21 protein-coding genes and 1 riboswitch are annotated in these 19,910 nt (G+C 58.9%); of the genes, 8 read left to right on the top strand and 13 right to left on the bottom strand.

Features of this window, described 5'->3' with window-relative positions; all coding sequences use genetic code 11:
- Positions 1 to 189 precede the first annotated feature (189 nt).
- The 4 genes from pmrB to yvcK form a co-directional block, all read right to left on the bottom strand.
- Positions 190 to 1,287, bottom strand: coding sequence for a two-component system sensor histidine kinase PmrB (pmrB, locus tag KB890_RS06390; RefSeq protein ID WP_004179093.1), 1,098 nt, complete (start codon positions 1,285 to 1,287; stop codon positions 190 to 192).
- Positions 1,288 to 1,290: 3 nt separating this feature from the next.
- The gene (gene pmrA, locus KB890_RS06385; protein WP_002895659.1) at positions 1,291 to 1,962 is read right to left on the bottom strand and encodes a two-component system response regulator PmrA; all 672 of its coding nucleotides are present in this window, start codon (positions 1,960 to 1,962) and stop codon (positions 1,291 to 1,293) included.
- Positions 1,962 to 3,602 (bottom strand): phosphoethanolamine transferase EptA, encoded by a 1,641-nt coding sequence (gene eptA / locus KB890_RS06380; protein WP_004179094.1) that lies wholly within the window; start codon positions 3,600 to 3,602, stop codon positions 1,962 to 1,964. Before eptA ends, pmrA begins: the two co-directional genes overlap by 1 nt.
- A gap of 104 nt (positions 3,603 to 3,706) precedes the next feature.
- Positions 3,707 to 4,612 carry a uridine diphosphate-N-acetylglucosamine-binding protein YvcK gene (gene yvcK, locus KB890_RS06375; protein WP_004179095.1) on the bottom strand — a complete coding sequence of 302 codons (906 nt, stop codon included), beginning with the start codon at positions 4,610 to 4,612 and terminating at the stop codon, positions 3,707 to 3,709.
- Between the two features lie 208 nt (positions 4,613 to 4,820).
- Positions 4,821 to 4,959: riboswitch (molybdenum cofactor riboswitch) on the top strand.
- Between yvcK and moaA the strand changes: the two genes are divergently transcribed.
- The 6 genes from moaA (at position 4,947) to KB890_RS06345 (ending at position 8,409) form a co-directional block, all read left to right on the top strand.
- Positions 4,947 to 5,936: a GTP 3',8-cyclase MoaA gene (gene moaA, locus KB890_RS06370; RefSeq protein WP_004195144.1), complete on the top strand. Its 990-nt coding sequence runs from the start codon at positions 4,947 to 4,949 to the stop codon at positions 5,934 to 5,936. It overlaps the preceding riboswitch by 13 nt.
- Positions 5,937 to 5,959: 23 nt before the next feature.
- Positions 5,960 to 6,472 carry a molybdenum cofactor biosynthesis protein B gene (gene moaB, locus KB890_RS06365; RefSeq protein WP_002895668.1) on the top strand — a complete coding sequence of 171 codons (513 nt, stop codon included), beginning with the start codon at positions 5,960 to 5,962 and terminating at the stop codon, positions 6,470 to 6,472.
- A 3-nt stretch (positions 6,473 to 6,475) separates the two neighbouring features.
- Entirely contained in the window at positions 6,476 to 6,964 is a 489-nt protein-coding gene (moaC, locus tag KB890_RS06360) for a cyclic pyranopterin monophosphate synthase MoaC (RefSeq protein ID WP_002895670.1), read from the top strand.
- Complete coding sequence (gene moaD, locus KB890_RS06355; protein WP_002895672.1) at positions 6,957 to 7,205, top strand: molybdopterin synthase sulfur carrier subunit; 249 nt, start codon at positions 6,957 to 6,959, stop codon at positions 7,203 to 7,205. Before moaC ends, moaD begins: the two co-directional genes overlap by 8 nt.
- 1 nt (position 7,206) lies before the next feature.
- Positions 7,207 to 7,659: a molybdopterin synthase catalytic subunit MoaE gene (gene moaE / locus KB890_RS06350; RefSeq protein WP_002895674.1), complete on the top strand. Its 453-nt coding sequence runs from the start codon at positions 7,207 to 7,209 to the stop codon at positions 7,657 to 7,659.
- 45 nt (positions 7,660 to 7,704) lie between these two features.
- Entirely contained in the window at positions 7,705 to 8,409 is a 705-nt protein-coding gene (locus tag KB890_RS06345) for a Bax inhibitor-1/YccA family protein (RefSeq protein ID WP_004142079.1), read from the top strand.
- Between the two features lie 889 nt (positions 8,410 to 9,298).
- On the opposite strand, the gene KB890_RS06340 is transcribed toward KB890_RS06345, so the two are convergent.
- The 3 genes from KB890_RS06340 to KB890_RS06330 are packed head-to-tail and all read right to left on the bottom strand — an operon-like array spanning position 9,299 to position 12,263.
- Positions 9,299 to 10,264, bottom strand: a complete 966-nt coding sequence (locus KB890_RS06340; RefSeq protein WP_002895728.1) for a lysylphosphatidylglycerol synthase domain-containing protein — start codon at positions 10,262 to 10,264, stop codon at positions 9,299 to 9,301.
- On the bottom strand, positions 10,261 to 11,505 hold the full coding sequence (gene clsB / locus KB890_RS06335; protein WP_004179097.1) for a cardiolipin synthase ClsB: 1,245 nt from the start codon (positions 11,503 to 11,505) through the stop codon (positions 10,261 to 10,263). The genes KB890_RS06340 and clsB overlap by 4 nt, the downstream gene beginning before the upstream one ends.
- Complete coding sequence (locus KB890_RS06330) at positions 11,502 to 12,263, bottom strand: endonuclease/exonuclease/phosphatase family protein (protein ID WP_004179098.1); 762 nt, start codon at positions 12,261 to 12,263, stop codon at positions 11,502 to 11,504. The genes clsB and KB890_RS06330 overlap by 4 nt, the downstream gene beginning before the upstream one ends.
- A 131-nt stretch (positions 12,264 to 12,394) precedes the next feature.
- Between KB890_RS06330 and KB890_RS06325 the strand changes: the two genes are divergently transcribed.
- On the top strand, positions 12,395 to 12,832 hold the full coding sequence (locus tag KB890_RS06325; RefSeq protein ID WP_004176793.1) for a YbhQ family protein: 438 nt from the start codon (positions 12,395 to 12,397) through the stop codon (positions 12,830 to 12,832).
- Between the two features lie 60 nt (positions 12,833 to 12,892).
- Here the strand turns inward: KB890_RS06325 and KB890_RS06320 are convergent, their stop codons facing one another.
- The 6 genes from KB890_RS06320 to KB890_RS06295 form a co-directional block, all read right to left on the bottom strand.
- The gene (locus KB890_RS06320; RefSeq protein WP_004179099.1) at positions 12,893 to 13,999 is read right to left on the bottom strand and encodes an ABC transporter permease; all 1,107 of its coding nucleotides are present in this window, start codon (positions 13,997 to 13,999) and stop codon (positions 12,893 to 12,895) included.
- A 129-nt stretch (positions 14,000 to 14,128) separates the two neighbouring features.
- Positions 14,129 to 15,262: an ABC transporter permease gene (locus KB890_RS06315; protein ID WP_004179100.1), complete on the bottom strand. Its 1,134-nt coding sequence runs from the start codon at positions 15,260 to 15,262 to the stop codon at positions 14,129 to 14,131.
- On the bottom strand, positions 15,252 to 16,991 hold the full coding sequence (locus KB890_RS06310; RefSeq protein WP_004179101.1) for an ATP-binding cassette domain-containing protein: 1,740 nt from the start codon (positions 16,989 to 16,991) through the stop codon (positions 15,252 to 15,254). Before KB890_RS06310 ends, KB890_RS06315 begins: the two co-directional genes overlap by 11 nt.
- On the bottom strand, positions 16,984 to 17,979 hold the full coding sequence (hlyD, locus tag KB890_RS06305) for a secretion protein HlyD (protein ID WP_002895745.1): 996 nt from the start codon (positions 17,977 to 17,979) through the stop codon (positions 16,984 to 16,986). The genes KB890_RS06310 and hlyD overlap by 8 nt, the downstream gene beginning before the upstream one ends.
- Positions 17,979 to 18,638, bottom strand: a complete 660-nt coding sequence (gene cecR / locus KB890_RS06300; RefSeq protein WP_002895746.1) for a transcriptional regulator CecR — start codon at positions 18,636 to 18,638, stop codon at positions 17,979 to 17,981. Before cecR ends, hlyD begins: the two co-directional genes overlap by 1 nt.
- Before the next feature lie 73 nt (positions 18,639 to 18,711).
- Positions 18,712 to 19,635 carry a LysR substrate-binding domain-containing protein gene (locus tag KB890_RS06295; protein WP_004179102.1) on the bottom strand — a complete coding sequence of 308 codons (924 nt, stop codon included), beginning with the start codon at positions 19,633 to 19,635 and terminating at the stop codon, positions 18,712 to 18,714.
- Between KB890_RS06295 and KB890_RS06290 the strand changes: the two genes are divergently transcribed.
- The gene (locus tag KB890_RS06290) at positions 19,627 to 19,764 is read left to right on the top strand and encodes a hypothetical protein (protein ID WP_004142057.1); all 138 of its coding nucleotides are present in this window, start codon (positions 19,627 to 19,629) and stop codon (positions 19,762 to 19,764) included. The two genes, KB890_RS06295 and KB890_RS06290, sit on opposite strands and share 9 nt — an antisense overlap.
- The last annotated feature ends 146 nt before the right edge of the window (positions 19,765 to 19,910 follow it).

The following is a 19,910-nucleotide window of genomic DNA, read 5'->3' as shown; positions in this document are numbered from 1 at the left end:
TCGTCCTGCTTGCCAGATAACAAACATTTGAGAAGAAAAAAGGCCGCGTTGCGGCCTTCTTAATGTTTGCTTAATCTCGCCAGGCGACACTATCTTCAACCTGATGAGGATAGCGCCCATGCAAAAAATTAACTTCCGTGAATATCTGGCGGTCGCCACCGCCCTGGTCATTATTGTTGCCTTCTTCCATCAATGGGTGCTGACGTTCTGACCCCCGCGCTGCGGGAATAGCACCCACGCGCGGACCCCTGGCCCGGGCTGTCGGTTATGCAAAAAAAACTGGGCGTCATGCAGCTGAGCGATGCGCGTGACGATGCTCAGTCCGAGGCCAATGCCGCCGTAGCGACTGTCCATGCGCACGAAGGCTTTACTGAGTTCGCCGCTTTTCGCCTCATCGATCCCCGGCCCTTCATCTTCCACCGCCATCACCGGCATCAGGCCTGCTTTCACCGACACGCGGATCGTCGACCCTTCAGGGCTGTAGCGGTGAGCATTCTCCACCAGATTGCGCAGGATCACGCGGATTAACGTCGCATCGCCAGAGACGACGGTCTCGTTTTCGATATCCGTCAGCAGCAGCCGCTGCTGACGCTGCGCCAGCATAGCCTCCAGTTCGTCCTGCAGGGGTTTTACCACGTCATCCAGCAACAGCACCTGCTGGTAGCTGCCGGCGGAGAAGGACTGGCCGACGCGCGCCAGCTGCAGCAGCTGGGAAATGCTGGTGGTCATCTGATCGAGACGCTGGATCAGCGGGTCGACGCCCATGCCATGCACTTTCGCCAGCAGCTCAAGGTGCAGCCGCAGCCCGGCCAGCGGGGTGCGTAGCTCATGCGCCACGTCGGCGGTAAACAGCCGCTCGCGGTCGAGGGTCAGATTGAGGCGGGAAACCAACTGATTCAGGGCGGTGGTCACCGCCGTGACTTCGGGCACCGATTCGCTGAGTACGATAGGGGTGAGGTTGTCCGGCGTGCGGTTCTCCAGTTCGCTTTGCAGACGTGAAAGCGGGCGGGTGATCTTGCGCACCGCCAGCATGCTGATATACAGCGCCAGGCCAACGATCAGCAGGCTCGGCACCAGCAGGCTGGCAACCGCTTCCCGTACCTCATGCTCCACATGTTTCTGGTTGTTGTGCCCTTCGATGGCGCTGGCCACCAGCAGCTGGATCTGCTCTTTGCTCTCATGCCATAGCCAGAAGACGCTTATCAGCTGGCAGACCACCAGGATGGCGCCGATGGTCAGCAGCAGCCGGTGGCGCATGGTCCAGGTTTCAGTTGCAAACAGAGCCATGGTCTATTCCGTGTCGATGTTGTTAGCCAGCATATAGCCAAAGCCCCGGACGGTGCGGATCCGCGATTTGCCAATCTTTTCGCGTAGGTTGTGAATATGCACTTCCAGGGTATTGGTCGCCGGCTCGTTGTCCCAGCTGTAAATGTCGTTGTAGAGGATCTCGCGATGCACCGGGCTACCGGCTTTCATCATCAGCCGCGACAGCAGGGCATACTCTTTCGGCGTAAGATCCAGCGCCGTTTCACCCAGCCACACCAGGCGGCGAGTGACGTTAAGGCGCAGATTGCCGACGCTGATTTCATTATCGCCCTGGTTGTTATGCCGGCGGAGCAGGGCGCGAATGCGCGCATTGAGTTCCTCCAGGGCAAAGGGTTTTACCAGGTAGTCATCCGCCCCGGTATCGAGACCGCTAATGCGATCCTCAAGCGTATCGCGGGCGGTGAGGATCAGCACCGGCTGGGTCATTTTCTCCCGCCGCATGCGGGAGAGAAAATGCAGCCCGTCTTCATCCGGCAGGCCGAGATCCAGCACGATCAGGCTGTAATGATTGCTGGCCAGCGATAGCGCGGCTTCGTGCGCGGTGGAGACGCCGTCGCACACGTATCCTTCACTTTGCATCGCCAGAATTAACCCCTGCAACAGCAGCGCATCGTCTTCAATGACTAAGATTTTCATCAACCAGCCTCTCTACATGGCGTTAAGATATCATCTGCCGCCTGGTACTCGCGGGTGCTGACGCCGAGCAGGCCGAGCAGGGTGGAGAACAGATTATCCTGCGAGTAATTCTCTTTTTGCGCCCGCTGCTGCAGACAGTGCGCGGAAATGCCGTAGCGCTGCTGGTAGTCGGCGGAGAGCCACAGCGCCATCGGCACATGTTTCTGCGTATCCGGCGCGATGGAATACGGCAGACCATGCAAATAGACGCCATCTTCTCCCAGCGATTCGCCGTGGTCGGACAAATAAACCAGACTAGTGGTAAATTTATCCTGTTTAGATTGCAGTAGTTTTATCGCTTTATCAACGACATAGTCGACATAAAGGATGGTGTTGTCATAGGTATTGGTCAACTGCTCCCGGGTACAGCCCTGGATCTCATTGGTGTCGCAGGTCGGCGTGAATTTGCGAAACGCCGCTGGATAGCGATTGTAGTACGTCGGACCGTGGCTGCCGATGGTATGCAGCACAATAATGCCATCCTGTTGCAGGTTATCGATATAGCTGTCGAGATTATGGAACAGGACGTCATCGTAGCACTCGCCATCGATGCACTGTCCGGTGAGCTTCAGGTCGGTGACGTTCTGGTGTGGTACCCGGTCGCAGGCGCCTTTGCAGCCGCCGTCGTTATCGTTCCACAGTACCTGGATCCCTGCGCGCTGTAGAATATCCAGGACGCCTTCCTGATGGTGCGCCAGCTCTTCGTCATAATGCGCGCGCGGCATATTGGAGAACATGCACGGCACGGAAACTGCGGTTGCCGTGCCGCAGGAAGTGGTATGCGGAAAATAGATCACGCCGTCCTGCCGCATCAACGGGTTGGTGTCGCGCAAATAGCCGCCCAGTGAGAAGTTATCCGCTCGCGAAGTCTCGCCGAGCACGACGATCGTCAGGTTCTTACGGGGAGCGTTATGCATCACCGCTTTCTGCGTGGCATCTTCGCCAATCTTCACCAGCGGCAGGTTGTCCATCCGATGATGAGCATACCAGGAGTTCACGGCCACAATGCTGTTGGAAGGGCTCAGGGATTTCACCAGCTCTTTGTTGTTACGGAACACCGAGGCGTAATCTTTGTAGAACAGCGCGGCCACCAGAATAATCAGCAGCGCCGAAACGGCGATATTGAGCAGGCGCATCGCCGCGCCGCGCCACCGGGTGGCGGGCTTACGGATTTTCACCCACCAGGCGACGAATACCGCCAAAACCCCGGAAAGGCCGAGGACGGCAATCATTTCGCCGGAGAGTAGAGCAAAGCTTTCCGCCGGAGTGGTGTCGAGGATATTGGTGATCATGCTGCGGTCGATCACCACGCCAAAGTTCCAGATGAAGTATTGCGCCGAGGCGCTGAGCAGAATGAACAGGCTAATCACCAGCCGGTCCAGCTTCAGGAACGAGGCGAGAGTGGTGAGGATATTCATCACGCTAATGGCCACGATCGGCATACTGAGGAATACCAGCCAGTTATGCAGGCTATTTACCGGCAGTAACGGGAAAACCTGGCGATAAAAAGCCAGGTTGAGACAGATACCGATATAGCAAGCAAAGAGAATCAGATAAGTCGTGCGGCTGACCACCGGCCGACGCAGAGGCAATAACGACATAATGCACACCCACAGAAAAAGATGAGGGTATAGTGCCAGCCCTATTTTAAGACAACCTTAAGATTTTAAGGTGCGCCGAAGAGGGCCGCCTCCGGCGCGCAGGATCAGCCCGGCAGCTGGATCGCTTTCTCCAGCGCCCCGCGGAGCAGCGCCCGGTCATGACGATAGGGAACGTCGCTGGCCTCCAGCGGCGTCTGGATCACCAACCGGTCGTCGATGCCGCTGATATCGGCTTTTGGACCGGCGATCACCGCATCCACCACCCGTTTGCCTACATAGCACTCCATAATCGCGATGCGCTCCGCCAGCGACAGCCTCGCGGCCGGGCTATGCTCTTTGCCGAGGTTATCGATAAAAACCATCGGCGCCGGGGTGCGGCGCAACGCCTGGGCCATCTCGTCGAGCAACAGGATCGGCAGCAGGCTGGTGTAAAAACTGCCCGGCCCAATGAGGATCAAATCGGCTTCGGCAATAGCCTCCACCGCCTCGCGGGTGGCCGGTACCGGCGGGGTGAGCATCAGCTCCTGCGGCACATTATCAAGCTGATCAATATTCACTTCGCCATAAACTTCATGGCCTTCATGATCGAGCGCCATCAAATCCACCGGTTGTTCTGACATCGGGATCAGGAAAGCGTCCACTTTCAGCAGGTTTCTGATCAAATTGATCGCCTCTAACGGCCGCACGCTCAGGTGATCCAGCGCCTTTAACATCAAATTTCCGAGGTTATGCCCGGAAAGCTCGCCGTTACCGCCAAAACGATACTCAAACATTGCCGATGCTACGCTCGGCTCGGCAATTAACTGATTGATGCAATTGCGCATATCGCCCCAGGCAATGCCACCTTCCGAACGACGGATCCGCCCGGTGGAACCCCCGTTATCGGTGGTGGTGACAATGCCGGTCAGCCGTGAACCGAGCGAGGAGAGGGAGGACATCACCCGGCCCAAACCATGCCCGCCGCCGAGCGCTACCACCCGATCGAGGTCAGCGAATGTACGATTGCGCATAGAAATTCCTTATTTCACATAAACGGCCACACACTACCCGATCTACCCCTAAAAGACGATGGGAGGAGCCCGACAAACTGACCGACATCAAGGCAAAAAAATGATTTATGGCTATTCTGTAGCGAAAATGCACGAAGATAGCGATATGTATAATATTATATAGCGAAATCGCCAATGGCGAAACTGCCTGTAACGCGCTACTATCGACATAACCTGTTAACACTCTAGCCTCTTCGCCTGTGTCAAAAGATATGGCGATTTGGCCGCGACGCCGCCGGTTGTCGCCAGGGCGTGGAAAGAAATGACCGCGTCTCCCGTATTTGGAAAGGTGTATATGGCCTCACAGCTTACCGATGCATTCGCGCGTAAGTTTTATTACCTGCGTCTGTCGATTACCGATGTGTGCAACTTCCGTTGCACCTACTGCCTGCCGAACGGTTATAAGCCCGGCGCCGTCAATAACAATGGCTTTCTCAGCGTAGACGAAGTACGCCGGGTTACGCGCGCTTTCTCTGCGCTGGGCACCGAAAAAGTTCGCCTCACCGGTGGGGAACCCTCCCTGCGCCGCGACTTCACCGAGATCATTGCCGCCGTGCGTGAAAACCCGGCGATCCGTCAGATTGCGGTCACTACCAACGGTTACCGCCTGGCGCGCGATGTCGAACGCTGGCGCGCTGCCGGCCTGACGGCGATTAACGTCAGCGTTGATAGCCTCGACGCCCGCCAGTTCCATGCCATCACCGGCCAGGACAAGTTCCACCAGGTGATGGACGGCATTGACGCCGCCTTCGCCGCCGGCTTTGACAAGGTGAAGGTGAATACCGTGCTGATGCGTGATGTTAACCATCACCAGCTCGATACCTTCCTCGCCTGGATCCAACCCCGTCGTATCCAGCTGCGCTTTATTGAGCTGATGGAAACCGGTGAAGGCAGCGACCTGTTCCGCCGTCACCATCTCTCCGGCATGGTGCTGCGCGATGAACTGCTGCGCCGCGGCTGGATCCATCAGATCCGCCAGCGCAGCGATGGCCCGGCGCAGGTCTTTTGTCACCCGGACTACGCCGGCGAGATCGGTCTCATCATGCCGTATGAAAAAGACTTCTGCGCCACCTGCAATCGGCTGCGCGTCTCGTCCGTTGGCAAACTGCACCTGTGCCTGTTTGGCGAAGGCGGCGTCGACCTGCGCGACCTGATGGCCGAAGACCAGCAGCAGGCCGCGCTGGAGGCGCGGATCGCCGAAGCCTTAACCCATAAAAAGCAGACCCATTTCCTGCATCAGGGCAACACCGGTATTACGCAGAACCTGTCCTATATTGGCGGTTAATCGTTTTCGAAAGGAGCATTCAGATGAGCCAGGCTAGCGCTGAGTTTATTCCGACCCGTATTGCTATTCTTACCGTTTCCAGCCGTCGCGGCGAAGAGGACGACACTTCCGGTCACTGGCTGCGCGAGGCGGCGCAGGAGGCGGGGCACCAAGTCGTCGAGAAGGCGATCGTCAAAGAGAATCGCTACGCCATCCGCGCTCAGGTATCGGCGTGGATAGCCAGCGATAACGTGCAGGTGGTGCTGATCACCGGCGGCACCGGTTTTACCGACGGCGATCAGGCGCCGGAAGCGCTGCTGCCGCTGTTTGATCGTGAGGTCGAAGGCTTTGGCGAAGTGTTCCGCATGCTGTCGTTCGAAGAGATCGGCACCTCGACGTTGCAGTCCCGGGCCGTGGCCGGCGTCGCCAATCGCACGCTGATTTTCGCCATGCCGGGCTCAACCAAAGCCTGCCGTACGGCGTGGGACAACATCATCGCCCCGCAGCTTGATGCCCGCACCCGTCCCTGTAACTTCATTCCACACCTGAAGAAATAATCTATGTCACAACTGACCCATATTAACGCCGCGGGTGAAGCCCATATGGTCGATGTCTCCGGCAAAGCGGAAACGGTGCGCGAAGCGCGCGCCGAGGCTTACGTTGAAATGCAGGCGACGACCCTGGCGATGATTATCGACGGCAGCCACCATAAAGGCGACGTGTTTGCCACCGCGCGTATCGCCGGGATCCAGGCGGCCAAACGCACCTGGGAGCTGATCCCGCTGTGTCATCCGCTGATGCTCAGCAAAGTGGAAGTCAATCTGCAGGCGCAGCCGGAACATAACCGGGTGCGCATTGAATCGCTCTGCCGACTCACCGGTAAAACCGGCGTTGAGATGGAAGCATTGACCGCCGCCTCGGTTGCCGCGCTGACCATTTACGATATGTGCAAAGCGGTGCAGAAGGATATGGTGATTGGCCCAGTGCGCCTGCTGGCGAAAAGCGGCGGCAAGTCCGGCGATTTTAAGGTGGGTGAATGCCATGATTAAGGTTCTGTTTTTTGCCCAGGTGCGCGAGCTGGTCGGTACCGATTCGCTGACCCTTGATGCCAGCGAACTGGCGACTGTCGAAGCGGTTCGTCAGCAGCTTGCCGCCCGCGGCGATCGCTGGGCGCTGGCCCTGGAGGAGGGCAAGCTGCTGGCGGCGGTTAACCAGACGCTAACCTCTTTCGAACATCCAGTGGCCAGCGGCGACGAAGTGGCGTTCTTCCCACCGGTAACGGGGGGCTGACATGACGCAAACCCGTATCGTGGTCAGCCCGGCGCGCTTTAGCGTCAGTGAGGAATATCCCTGGCTGGCGGAACGCGATGAAGACGGCGCGGTGGTCACCTTCACCGGTAAAGTGCGTAACCACAACCTCGGCGACAGCGTGAAGGCGCTGACCCTCGAGCACTATCCGGGGATGACTGAAAAATCGCTGGCGGAAATTGTCGAGCTGGCGCGCGAGCGCTGGCCGCTGGGCCGGGTGACGGTTATCCATCGCATTGGCGAAATGTGGCCGGGGGAAGAGATTGTGTTTGTCGGCGTCACCAGCGCTCACCGCGGCAGCGCCTTCGCAGCCGGCGAGTTTATTATGGATTACCTGAAAACCCGCGCGCCGTTCTGGAAGCGTGAAGCGACGCCGGATGGCGAACGCTGGGTCGACGCCCGCGACAGCGATCGTCAGGCGGCAGAGCGCTGGTAGTGTGATACGCTTACAGGGTGATACTTTGTTAATCAGGAGAGAGTCATGGACAGATATCCGCGTTCCGATTCAATAGTGCAGGGCCGTACCGGCCTGCAGACTTACATGGCGCAGGTGTACGGCTGGATGACGGTCGGCCTGCTGCTGACGGCGTTTATCGCGTGGTTTGCAGCGAATACTCCGGCGGTGATGATGTTCGTCTTTTCGAGCAAAATCACTTTCTTCGGGCTGATTATTGCCCAGCTGGCGCTGGTGTTTGTGCTGTCGGGAATGGTGCAGCGGCTGAGCGCCGGGATGGCCACCACGCTGTTTATGCTCTATTCGGCGCTGACCGGACTGACGCTATCGAGCATTTTTATCGCCTATACCTATTCATCGATCGCCAGCACCTTTGTGGTCACCGGCGGGATGTTTGGGGCGATGAGCCTGTATGGTTACACCACGAAGCGCGATCTGAGCGGCTTCGGCAGCATGCTGTTTATGGGGCTGATTGGCATCGTGCTGGCGTCGCTGGTCAACCTGTGGCTGAAGAGCGAGGCGCTGATGTGGGCCGTGACCTATATTGGGGTGGTGCTGTTTGTCGGTCTGACGGCGTATGACACCCAGAAGCTGAAAAACATCGGCGAGCAGATTGATACCCGCGACAGCGCCACGCTGCGTAAATACTCGATCCTCGGCGCCTTAACGCTGTATCTGGACTTCATCAACCTGTTCCTGATGCTGCTGCGTATTATGGGCAACCGCCGCTAACCTCTTTATATCAAGGGGTTGCATCTCCGAACGCCCGGCAAGCGCAGCGCCGCCGGGCGAGATATCAGACACGGTACCCTTGATTTTGCCGGGTGGCGGCTGCGCCTTACCCGGCCTACAGGCTCCTCTCACAGGCTCACACCCCGCAGGCCCGCGCAAGCGTAGCGCCGCCGGGCGATGGCATCAGACACGGTACCCGTGGTGCTGCCGGGTGGCGGCTGCGCCTTACCCGGCCTACAGGATCCTCTCACAGGCTCGCACTCCGTAGGCCCGCGCAAGCGCAGCGCCGCCGGGCGATGGTATCAGGCACGGTACCCGTGGTGCTGCCGGGTGGCGGCTGCGCCTTACCCGGCCTACAGGATCCTCTCACAGGCTCACACTCCGCAGGCCCGCGCAAGCGTAGCGCCGCCGGGCGATGGCATCAGGCACGATAGCCGTGATTTTGCCGGGCGGCGGCGGCGCCTTACCCGGCCTACTGGATCCTCTCACAGGCTCACACTCCGTAGGCCCGCGCAAGCGCATCGCCGCCGGGCGAGATATCAGGCACGATACCCGTGATGGTGCCGGGCGGCGGCGCCTTACCCGGCCTACAGGATCCTTTCACAGGCTCACACCCCGCAGGCCCGCGCAAGCGCAGCGCCGCCGGGCGAGATTTCAGGCTCGGTACCCTTGATTTTGCCGGGCGGCGGCTGCGCCTTCCCCGGCCTACAGGATCCTCTCACAGGCTCACACTCCGTAGGCCCGCGCAAGCGTAGCGCCGCCGGGCGATGGCATCAGACACGGTACCCGTGGTGCTGCCGGGTGGCGGCTGCGCCTTACCCGGCCTACAGGCTCCTCTCACAGGCTCACACTCCGTAGGCCCGTGCAAGCGCAGCGCGACCAGGCCGTTTCATTCGCGGGCCAGCTTGCGCTGGTTCTTTTGCCGTAGCTTTTTCGCCCGGCTCTCCAGCAGCAGATAGGCCACCGTCGCCAGCAGCAATGGCAGGAAATAATAGAGCGCGCGCCAGGCGAGCAGGGCGGCAATGATCGCGCCCTTCGAAATATCTTCCCCGGAGAGCATGGCGATAAACACCGCCTCCAGCACGCCGATCCCAGCCGGAATATGGATAATCACCCCGGCGATACTGCTCACCAGCAGCACCCCTAATACCAGAAAATAGTTAATCTCGCTGCCCAACAGCAGCCAGATTATCGCCCCCATCGCCATCCAGTTCGCCGCCGAGAGCCCCATCTGCAGCAGCGCGAAGCGCCAGGAGGGCAGCACCAGCCGCTGGCCTTTAATCGTCAGGTGACGGCGTTTAGCGAACGCGCAGCCGAACAGATAGCAAAGCGTAAGGATCAGCATCACCCCGCCGATAATGCGCAGAGTGGTCTGGCTGATGTACCAGTGCGGCGGCAGCTTCACCAGATCTGCCGTGAATATCACCCCGCCCAGCAGAATATAGCCCAACCAGTTGGTGGTAATGCTTAAGGAAAAAATACGGGTGATGGTGCTGCCGTTCAGCCCCAGCCGCGAGTACAGCCGGTAGCGCATACCGATCCCGCCGACCCAGGTGCTGAGTGTCAGGTTAAAGGCGTAGCAGATAAACGACACCAGCATGACCTGGCGTTTCGCCAGCTTGTGCCCGCAATAGGCCCGACCGAGCAGATCGTAGCAGCCGTAAATGAGGTAGCTGACGATAACCAGCGCAATGGCGCTAAACAAGGCCAGCCGATCGTAGCCGCGGATCACCTTCCACACGTCCTGCCAGTCGACTTTTTGCGCGTAGATCACCAGCAGGACGATGACGGCGATAAAAAAGAGCACGGTCAGCACTCTTTTCGCCATCCGCCAGCGGGGATGTGATTTGCTCATAGTGGATTATCCCTGGCTGGAGACTCGACGCGGTCCTGAGTTTCAATTTCCGGCTGGACCGGCGGGCTGACTCTGGCCAGCCGCGGGGTATGAGCCGGTAACCAGCCGACCCATGCCGGGAAGTGGCGTAGAAAGTGGAAAGCCATCACGCTGACGCCCAGCCGCCACCAGTTGCGTTTCGGCAGCATCGTTTTATCGATGCGCTGGCAATCCCGGGCGATAAGCCCGTTGAGATTATCGCGCAGCGTCTGGTTAAACACCCGATCGTGGATGATCAGATTGGCTTCCAGATTCAGCGACAGGCTAAGCGGATCCAGGTTGCTTGACCCAACGGTGGCCCAGTGGTCGTCTGCCAGAGCGACCTTGCCATGCAGCGGGCGACGGCGATATTCGTAAATCTGCACCCCGCCCTTAACGAGATAGTGATAGAGCAGGTGGGCGCCAAACTTCACAATGGGAATATCCGGTTCGCCCTGCACGATCAGCTTAACCCGTACTCCGCGCCGCGCGGCATTGCGCATCGCATGCAGCAGGCGGTAGCCGGGGAAAAAATAGGCGTTAGCGATAATCACTTCCCGGCGGGCGCTGGTCAGCATCTTCAGGTAGTGGCGTTCAATATCGTCGCGGTGTTCCTGGTTGTCGCGCCAGACGAACAGCGCCTGCGCCTCGCCGGGGGTCTGGTTAACCTCCGGCTGGTGGCGACGACGTCGCCACCAGCGGCGGGCGGTTTCGCTGTTGGGCAGGTTTTCCAGCTCGAACTGCAGGATGTCGAGCACCACCGGCCCTTCGACCTGCACCGCATAATCCTGCTTCGCCTCCGGACCGTAGTCGCTCATATGTTCGGCGGAGTAGTTAATACCGCCGACAAAGGCGGTGGTGTCGTCGATTACCACGATTTTACGGTGCATGCGACGGAACAGATTGGTGCGCATCCCCATCAGCTTAGGACGCGGATCGTAGTAGCGGAAAATCACGCCAGCGGCGGTGAGCTCGCCGACAAATTCATCGCTGAGATCCGGGGAACCATAGCCGTCGAGGAGCACCTCCACCTGGATGCCGCGGCGGGCAGCCTCGAGCAGGACCGCGTGCAGCCGCCGGCCTACCTCATCTTCAAACCAGATAAAGGATTCGAGGATCACCCGCCGGCTGGCGCGACCGATGGCCGCAAACAGCGCCGGATAGTACTGGTCGCCATTCTCCAGTAGCGTAATGCGGTTGCCTTCCTGCCAACGACATTTCACAAATGTATCTCCACGCTAAGGGGTGCATGATCGGACAGATGCCGCCATTGTTTAAGGGCCAGCGCCTTCGGGCGACTGGCGTGGGCGTTCTTGACGTAAATGCGGTCGAGGCGCAGCAGCGGAAAACTGACCGGAAAGGTGCGCGCCGGCCGTCCGCGGGCGCGGGTAAAGATCTCTTCCAGCCCGGCCTGGGCTTTTAACGGCTGGTTAGCCTGCTGACGCCAGTCGTTAAAATCGCCAGCCACCACCACCGGCTCGCCCGCGGGCAGGGTATTGACCCACTCCGCCAGCATGGTCAACTGCGCCTGCCGTTGGTCGGCGCGTAGACCGAGATGGACGCAAATCACGTGAATAGTTATCCCGCTCCGCGGCGGCACGATGCGGCAGTACAGCAGGCCGCGCTTCTCCCCGTTGCCGACCGAGATATCGCGATTTTCGTAGTATTCAATGGGAAAGCGCGACAGCACGGCGTTGCCGTGGTGGCCTTCCGGATAAACCGCATTGCGCCCGTAGGCGTAGTCGCTCCACATGGTGTCGGCGAGAAATTCATAATGGGTCGTATCCGGCCAGTTTTCGATGTGCAGCGGATGTACCTCATGAGCGCCCATCACCTCCTGCAGGCAAACAATATCCGCGCTAACGCTGCGCACGGCGTCGCGCAGTTCGGGCAAAATAAAACGCCGATTAAACGCCGTAAAGCCTTTATGGGTGTTAATTGTCAGCACGTTCAACGAAAATCCCGCCGTTGGCTCAGCCATAATTCTCCAGTAAATGTCACTTTCCTGAATAAAATAGTGTAGTAGACGTCACAAAAAGATGCGGTGTTACGGAATTTTCCGTAAAGTGCGGTACTCTGAGTAGCAGAGAAAAATCCTTCAGGAGAGAAGCCATGAAGTGGCAACAACGTGTACGCGTCGCAACGGGTCTTAGTTGCTGGCAGATTATGTTGCATCTACTGGTCGTGGCAGTACTGGTGATGGGTTGGATGAGCGGCGCGCTGGTGCGCGTCGGATTGGGACTGTGCGTCCTCTACAGCGTCACGCTGCTGGCGATGCTGTTTTTACAGCGTCACCATGAGGCGCGCTGGCGCGATGTGGGAGACTTCCTTGAGGAGCTCACCACGACCTGGTACTTCGGCGCGGCCATGATAGCGCTGTGGCTGCTGTCGCGCGTGCTGCACAACAACCTGCTGCTGGCCCTCGCCGGGCTGGTGATACTGGCAGGCCCGGCGGTGGTCTCGCTGCTGGCGAAAGATAAGAGCCGTTACCCTAAAGCGTTCGGGCTACAACAAGGCGGCAACGCAGCGAATCCCCAGAAGCATAGATAACTATGCGACTGGGGTGAGTAAGGAAAGCCAACGCCGTTGTAGTTTGAACGATGACGGGTATTACGCAATCTTCCTTCGGAACATCGCATACGCCGCTGAGCCGGTGGTGGCCGCTATGACCAGTAGCGGCCACAAACTTCCCCACACAATCTCCAGACTCGCATCCTTCAGATAAATTTGCTTAGTGATATCGGTAAAGTGGCGGATGGGATTTATCCAGGTCAGATCCTGCAGCCACTGCGGCATGTTTTCCACTGGTGAGACGTACCCCGACAGGAGAATAGCCGGCATCATAAAGACGAACACGCCGATAAACGCCTGCTGCTGGGTGGCGCACAGCGACGAAATCAATAAGCCAAAGCCCACCAGCGATAGACCGTAAATCACCATGGTGAAATAGAACAGCAGCAGCGAACCGGCAAACGGGATCTGATAGGCCCAGATACCAATCGCCAGCACGATAGTTGCCTGCAGGGTGGCGACGATCAGCGCCGGCACCGCCTTGCCGACGAAAATTTGCCAGGTGGCGAGGGGGGAGACCAGCAGCTGGTCAAGGGTGCCCTGCTCGCGCTCGCGAGCCACCGACAGCGAGGTGACGATCATCACCCCGATGGTAGTGATCATGGCGATAAGCGACGGCACCACGAACCATTTATAGTCGAGATTCGGGTTGTACCAGTTGCGCACCACCAGCTCGCTGTTGTTCGGCTTCGCTTTACCCTCCAGCAGCTCCTGCTGATAGTTTTTCACAATCTGTTGCAGATAGTTGGCGGCGATTTGCGCGCTGTTGGAGTTGCGTCCGTCGAGCAGAAGCTGCAGCGGGGCGGTTTGATAGTTATCCAGATTGCGCGAGAAATCGGCCGGGAAGCGTACCGCCAGCAGAGCTTTTTGTTCATCGATGGTCGGCTGGATCGCCTGCGGGCTTTGCAGCAGCAGGACGTGGGTAAAGGCTTTGGCGCGGGCAAAGCGCTGAGTGAGTTCCACCGCGTGGCGACCGCTGTCCTCGTTGTAGATGGCGATGGTGGCGTTGGTCACCTCCAGCGTCGCGGCAAAGGGAAACAGCAGCACCTGAATCAGCACCGGCATGATTAAAATCGCCCGCGTCTGCGGCTCGCGCAGCAGCGACTGCAGCTCTTTGCGGATTAATGTCCATAAACGGTGAAACATAATAGCTCCTTTGGCCCATTCAACCACGCCGGGCGGCACTGCGTTTGCCCGGCCTACGGGATCGGCGAACCGTATAATCGATGTTGGTTAAACCGTAGGCCCGGTCGGCGCAGCGCCACCGGACAAAACCTAATCCAGACGCCGTTTGGTTTTCAGCCACGTCAGACCGATAAACATCACCGCCGACGCAATCAAAAACAGCACGTTGACCAGCAGCACCACCGGAATATTGCCCGCCAGAAACAGGCTTTGCAGAGTACTAACGAAATAGCGCGCCGGGATCACATAGGTCACCGCGCGGATCACCGCCGGCATACTGTCTATCTGGAAAATAAACCCGGACAGCATAATCGACGGTAAAAAGGCGGCGTTCAGCGCCACCTGCGCGGCGTTAAACTGGTTGCGGGTAATGGTTGAGATCAGCAGCCCCATCCCCAGGGTGCTGAGCAAAAACAGACTGGTGATGACAAACAGGATCGGCAGCGAGCCGCGATAGGGCACGCCGAGAATAAATACCGACACCAGCATACACAACAGCATCGCCAGCATGCCGAGGAAATAGTAGGGAATGAGCTTGCACAGCAGCAGTTCGGCGCGGGTGATCTCCGTCGACAGCAGCGCCTCCATGGTGCCGCGCTCCCATTCGCGGGCCACCACCAGCGAGGTCAGTATGGCGCCGACCACGGTCATGATGATGGTGATCGCCCCGGGGATAATAAAGTGCTGGCTAATAGCCGCCGGGTTAAACCAGTAGCGCATCTGCACGTCGATCAGCGGTTCAAAGGTTTCGCCGCGGTCTTCCGCCCGCTGCTGCTGCCAGATTTGCCAAATACCTTCCACATAGCCCTGAGCGAAGTTGGCGGTATTGGGCTCGCTGCCGTCGGTGATGAGCTGCAGCGGTGCGTCGGCGCCGGGGCGGGCCATCTGGCGGTCGAAATCCACCGGAATGACCACCATGGCGCGGATGCGCCCGGCCTGCATCATCTCAATCAGCTGCCTGCGGCTGTCGCTGACGGTGGCGTCGGTATAGGGCGAGCCGGTCATGGTATGGACGAAATCCAGCGCCTCTTCGCTCTGCTGCTCAAGCAATACCCCGACCCGCAGCCTGCTGGAGTCGAGGTTAATGCCGTAGCCGAAGATAAACAGCAGCAGCAGGGGGATCACCACCGCGATCAGCCAACTGCTGGGATCGCGCACAATCTGCCGGGTCTCTTTGACGCACAGGGCGCGGACTCGCCGCCAGGAGAGAATGCTATTGCCCATGGCTATTCTCCTTGTCCCAGCGGTTAATCAGGGTAATAAACGCCTGCTCCATGGTTGGGTCCGTCTGGCTGTCGTCCGCCGCCTGGGCTTTCAGCGCGTCCGGGGTACCGCTGGCGATAAGCTTGCCGTGATAGACCAGCCCGATGCGGTCGCAGTATTCCGCCTCATCCATAAAGTGGGTGGTGACCATTACCGTCACGCCTTTATCAACCATGCTATTGATATGTAGCCAGAACTCGCGGCGGGTGAGGGGGTCGACGCCGGAGGTGGGTTCATCGAGAAACAGAATATCGGGTTCATGCATCAGGGAGCAGGCCAGCGCCAGCCGCTGCTTGTAGCCGAGCGGCAGCTCGTCGGCGGCGTGGCGGGCGATACTTTCCAGGCCAAAGGCATCGCTCATCCGGGCGATTTTTTCATTTTGCGCCCGGCCGCGCAGGCCATAGACGCCGGAGAAAAAGCGCAGGTTTTGCTCGACGCTGAGGTTGCCGTACAGCGAAAATTTTTGCGCCATATAGCCCAGATGCTGGCGCGCCTTGCCAGAGCTGACCTTGAGATCCATTCCCAGCACCAGCGCTTTGCCGGAGGTGGGCACCAGCAGGCCGCACATCATTTTGAAGGTGGTGGATTTCCCGGCGCCGTTGGGGCCGAGCAGGCCGAAAATTTCACCGCGCTTAACCTGGAAATCGACATGGTCGGTAGCGGCGAAATCACCAAACTTTTTCGTTAACGACTGGGCTTCAATGACCGTTTCCTCTTTGCTGCCGTCAACGCGATGGATAATCGCCCCCAACGGCGATTCAGCGGTCCCGGCGCCGCCGAGCAGGTCGATAAACGCATCTTCAAAGCGCGGCGCGGTGTCGGCCACCTGCAGCGGCGGCATGTCGCCATGCTGCTGGACTTCCTCAATGCGCGCGTCCTTTTTCAGGATCAGACGCACCGATTTGCCTTGGATCACCCCGTCGCTAACCTGCGGCAGCTTCAGCGCCCGCTGCAGCAGGCGGCGGTTGTTCTCCTGCGGGCTGGAAACCAGAAAGCTGCGCCCGGCCATGGTTTGCGTCAGCGCCGTCGGCTCACCCTGGTAGAGCAGTTTGCCTTCGTTCATCAGCAGCACGTCGCGGCATTGTTCCGCTTCATCGAGATAGGAGGTGCTCCACAGGATCAGCATGCCGTCGCCGGCCAGCTCGTGCACCATCTGCCATAGCTCGCGGCGCGAGATAGGGTCGACGCCGACGCCGGGCTCATCGAGCAGCAGTACTTTCGGATCGCCCACCAGGGTACAGGCGAGGCCCAGCTTTTGCTTCATCCCGCCGGAAAGCTTGCCTGCCAGCCGTTCGGTGAATGGACCAAGAGAGGTGAACTCCAGCAGGCGGTCGAAAATTTTCTTCCGCGCCTCGCCGGTGACGCTGCGCAGGTCGGCGTACAGGGTCAGGTTTTCCATCACCGTCAGATCTTCATACAGGCCGAACTTCTGCGGCATATAGCCGAGCACCGCGTGCAGGGCGCTGTCGTCTTTTAGCGGGTCGAAGCCTATCACGCTGGCGCGGCCCTCATCAGGTTTGAGCAATCCGGCGAGCATTCGCATCAGGGTGGTTTTCCCCGCGCCGTCGGGCCCCACCAGCCCGGTGACGTAGCCGGCGCGGATCGTGCAGGTGAGCGGCGCTACCGCTGGCCTGTCCATACCGGGAAAACGGCGGCTCAGGCCGTTTAAGGCGATGACGGTCTCACTCATGTCCGTTCCCGTGGCTAAAGGAGATGGTCACCGGCATTCCCTGGCGCAGCGCGCCGTCGGCATCAGTCACCACAATGCGCAGACGGTAGACCAGATCGGTGCGCAGATCCGGGGTCTCGACGGTCTTCGGCGTGAATTCAGCGCTCGGCGAGACAAAACCGATTTTGCCGTGATAGGGCTTATCCGGCCGGCTGTCGGTATAGAGCAGCACTTCTTGTCCCGGCTGCGCCTGGCCGAGGTTTTTCTCGTCAACATAGGCGCGGACCCACACCGGATGCGTTAACGACAGCGTCAGTACGGTACCGCCGGCGTTGAGCATAGTGCCGGGCTCGACGGCGCGGGTCATCAGCGTACCGTCAGAAGGGGCGGTGAGCACGGTATCGTGCAGGTCCAGTTTGGCCTGGGCCAGCGCCGCCTGCGCCTGTTCCAGACTGGCTTTGGCCTGGGCAATCTCCTGCGGGCGGTTACCGGCGCGATACTGACGCAGCTTATCCTGCGCCGATTTGAGCGTTGCCTGCGCCTGATCGCGCGAGGAGCGGGCATTCTCCAGATCGTTGGCGGAAATGGCGCTGCTGGCGCGCAGCCCGAGCTGGCGCTGATAAAAGTTTTGCGCATAGTCGTAAGCGGCCTGCGCCTGTTTCACCGCCGCCGCGGCCTGGGCAATCTCTTCCGCGCGGTAGCCGGCCATCATCAGGTCATACTGCGCCTGGGCGGTGGAGACATTGGCCTGGGCCTGCAGCAGGGCATTTTCATACGGCGCGCGGTCAAGCTCGCCGAGAGTTTGCCCGGCGCGGATGCTGTCGCCTTCGTCGACGGTCAGCGAGGCCAACCTACCGCCAACGCGGAAGCTCATGTTGACGGTGCGGATATCGACATTGCCATACAGGGTCAGCGGCTGCTGCCGGCTGCTCTGGTACCACCACCAGCCGCCGCCCAGCGCGGCGAGAAGAATCACGATCAGCAGAATGACGACGACGGGTTTTTTCATCAGCCCAAACTCCTTTGCGATAACCCATGCAGGATGAAATCGATATGACAGGTAATGACTTCGAAAATCTGTTCCGTTTTTTGCGCGTCAAACTGCGTCCAGCCGGTGCGCAGCAGGATAGTTTCACGCCCGAGACGGAAAGCGAGCACCTCGCCCAGCAGGGCGTGGGTATGGAGGATCATTTGCGTATCACTGGCTTCGCAGCCGGTCCAGGCGGCAATCAGCCGGGTGAGATAATGGTGCAGGGGGGCAATCACCTGCTGGTGGATCAGATGGTAGGCGGCGGTCGGCGCCAGCTGCTCACGGGAAATGAATTTGCTTAAGTTAACCGTATCGTCCTGGGTGAGCAGCAGGATCATGTTGTGGCAGGCGCTAAGGATGAGGTCGCGGATCGCCTGGCGATCCGGCGCTTCCCCGGCAAGCAGGTGCTCCGCCGCTTCGGCCTGCGGGCGAAAATTGTCGCCGATAAAATCGGCGATCCACTGGGCGCAGGCAAGATACAGATCGTCTTTCGAGCCAAAATAATAGGTGATAGCGGCGATATTCTGCCCGGCCTGGGCGGCGATATCGCGGGTGGTGGCGTGCTGGCCGTACTCGCCAAACTGGGCGATAGCGGCCGCGATAAGCTGATTTTTTGCCTGTTCGCCTTTACTGGTCATCGCGCTCGGTAAAAATTAATCAATCGATTGATTAACTTTAGGCGCCGACTGGCGGTTTGTCCACCAGCCGGGATCAAATATGGAACCCTTCCTCTTTCAGCTCTCCGGCGACCCAGGCGAAGAAGCGCTGGACCTTCTCCTTCTGTTCATTAGCGTGGGGGAGGACGAAGTGGTGCGCGCCGACCGGCATGCTCCGCTCGTCGGCAAATACCGGCGTCAGCTGCCCCTGGCGCACGTGTCCGCCGGCCAGCAGATTGCTCTCGAGGATCACGCCCATCCCCATTCTGGCCGCCTCGATGCTCATATATGACCGGTCGAAATTAAAAATGAAGTTTTTATGCCAGCCGCGGACCTTGTGCCACGACAGCCAGTTGCTCCAGTTAATTAAGGTGCTGTCGGAGTGGATCAGATCGCAGGCCAGCAGATCTTCCACAGCCTGCACAGGATGGCTGGCTAAATAAGACGCTGCGCTGTAGGGCAGGACGCGCTCATTTTTAATGGTTCTGACCAGCAGCGTCGGCCACTGTGACAGCCCGTGACGAATATCGATATCAATATTATCCCGGGAGAACTGGATGCTTTCGTATGAACAGGTCAGGCTGATTTTTAACGCCGGCCACGCCTGGCGGAATTTATCCAGACGGGGCATCAGCCATAGCAGGCCGAAGCTCGGCGCCGAATGAATGCGTAAATAATCCTGATGGATATCGTTGATCACCTGGCTGGTGGCCTGGCCAATCATATTCAGCGCCCCGGAGACCTCTTTGAGATATTTTTCTCCCACCGCCGTTAACGTGACGCCTTTGCTGCTGCGGGAGAACAGTTTTTTCCCCAGAAAGTGCTCCAGGCTGGCTATCTGATGGCTGACCGCCGAGGCGGTAATATTGAGATTCTCTGCGGCCAGGTTAAGGCTGCCGGTAGCGGCGACTTCAATAAAAGCCTGGATATTGCGTAAAGAGGGCATCGGCAGATTTTTATTGGGTAGCGGTTGGCTCATGGCGGCATCCTGCGCGGGGCGCGAATAAAAGAAAATAGCGAACAGCGTGGCGCAGCCGGGATGTACAGCATAGGGAAAAGCGAAAAAACAACGTTAATTTGTGATGGGCTTAACAATTTATCTTGTTAAAAGCGCGCAGGTCAGTAAACGCTAAAAATTTGCGGGAAGTCACTAACTCAATTTTTCTCAATCATAATTGAGGTTTTTTGAATACCGTTTCATTTTGGGGTTGTTATATTCCTCTCACAGGCCTGATAACAAACTGCGATGTGCTT

It is taken from the genome of Klebsiella sp. P1954 (genome assembly GCF_018199955.1).
Lineage (GTDB): Bacteria > Pseudomonadota > Gammaproteobacteria > Enterobacterales > Enterobacteriaceae > Klebsiella > Klebsiella pneumoniae.
The sequence above is the reverse complement of the archived record's forward strand: the minus strand, read 5'-3'. Positions and strand labels throughout refer to the sequence as shown.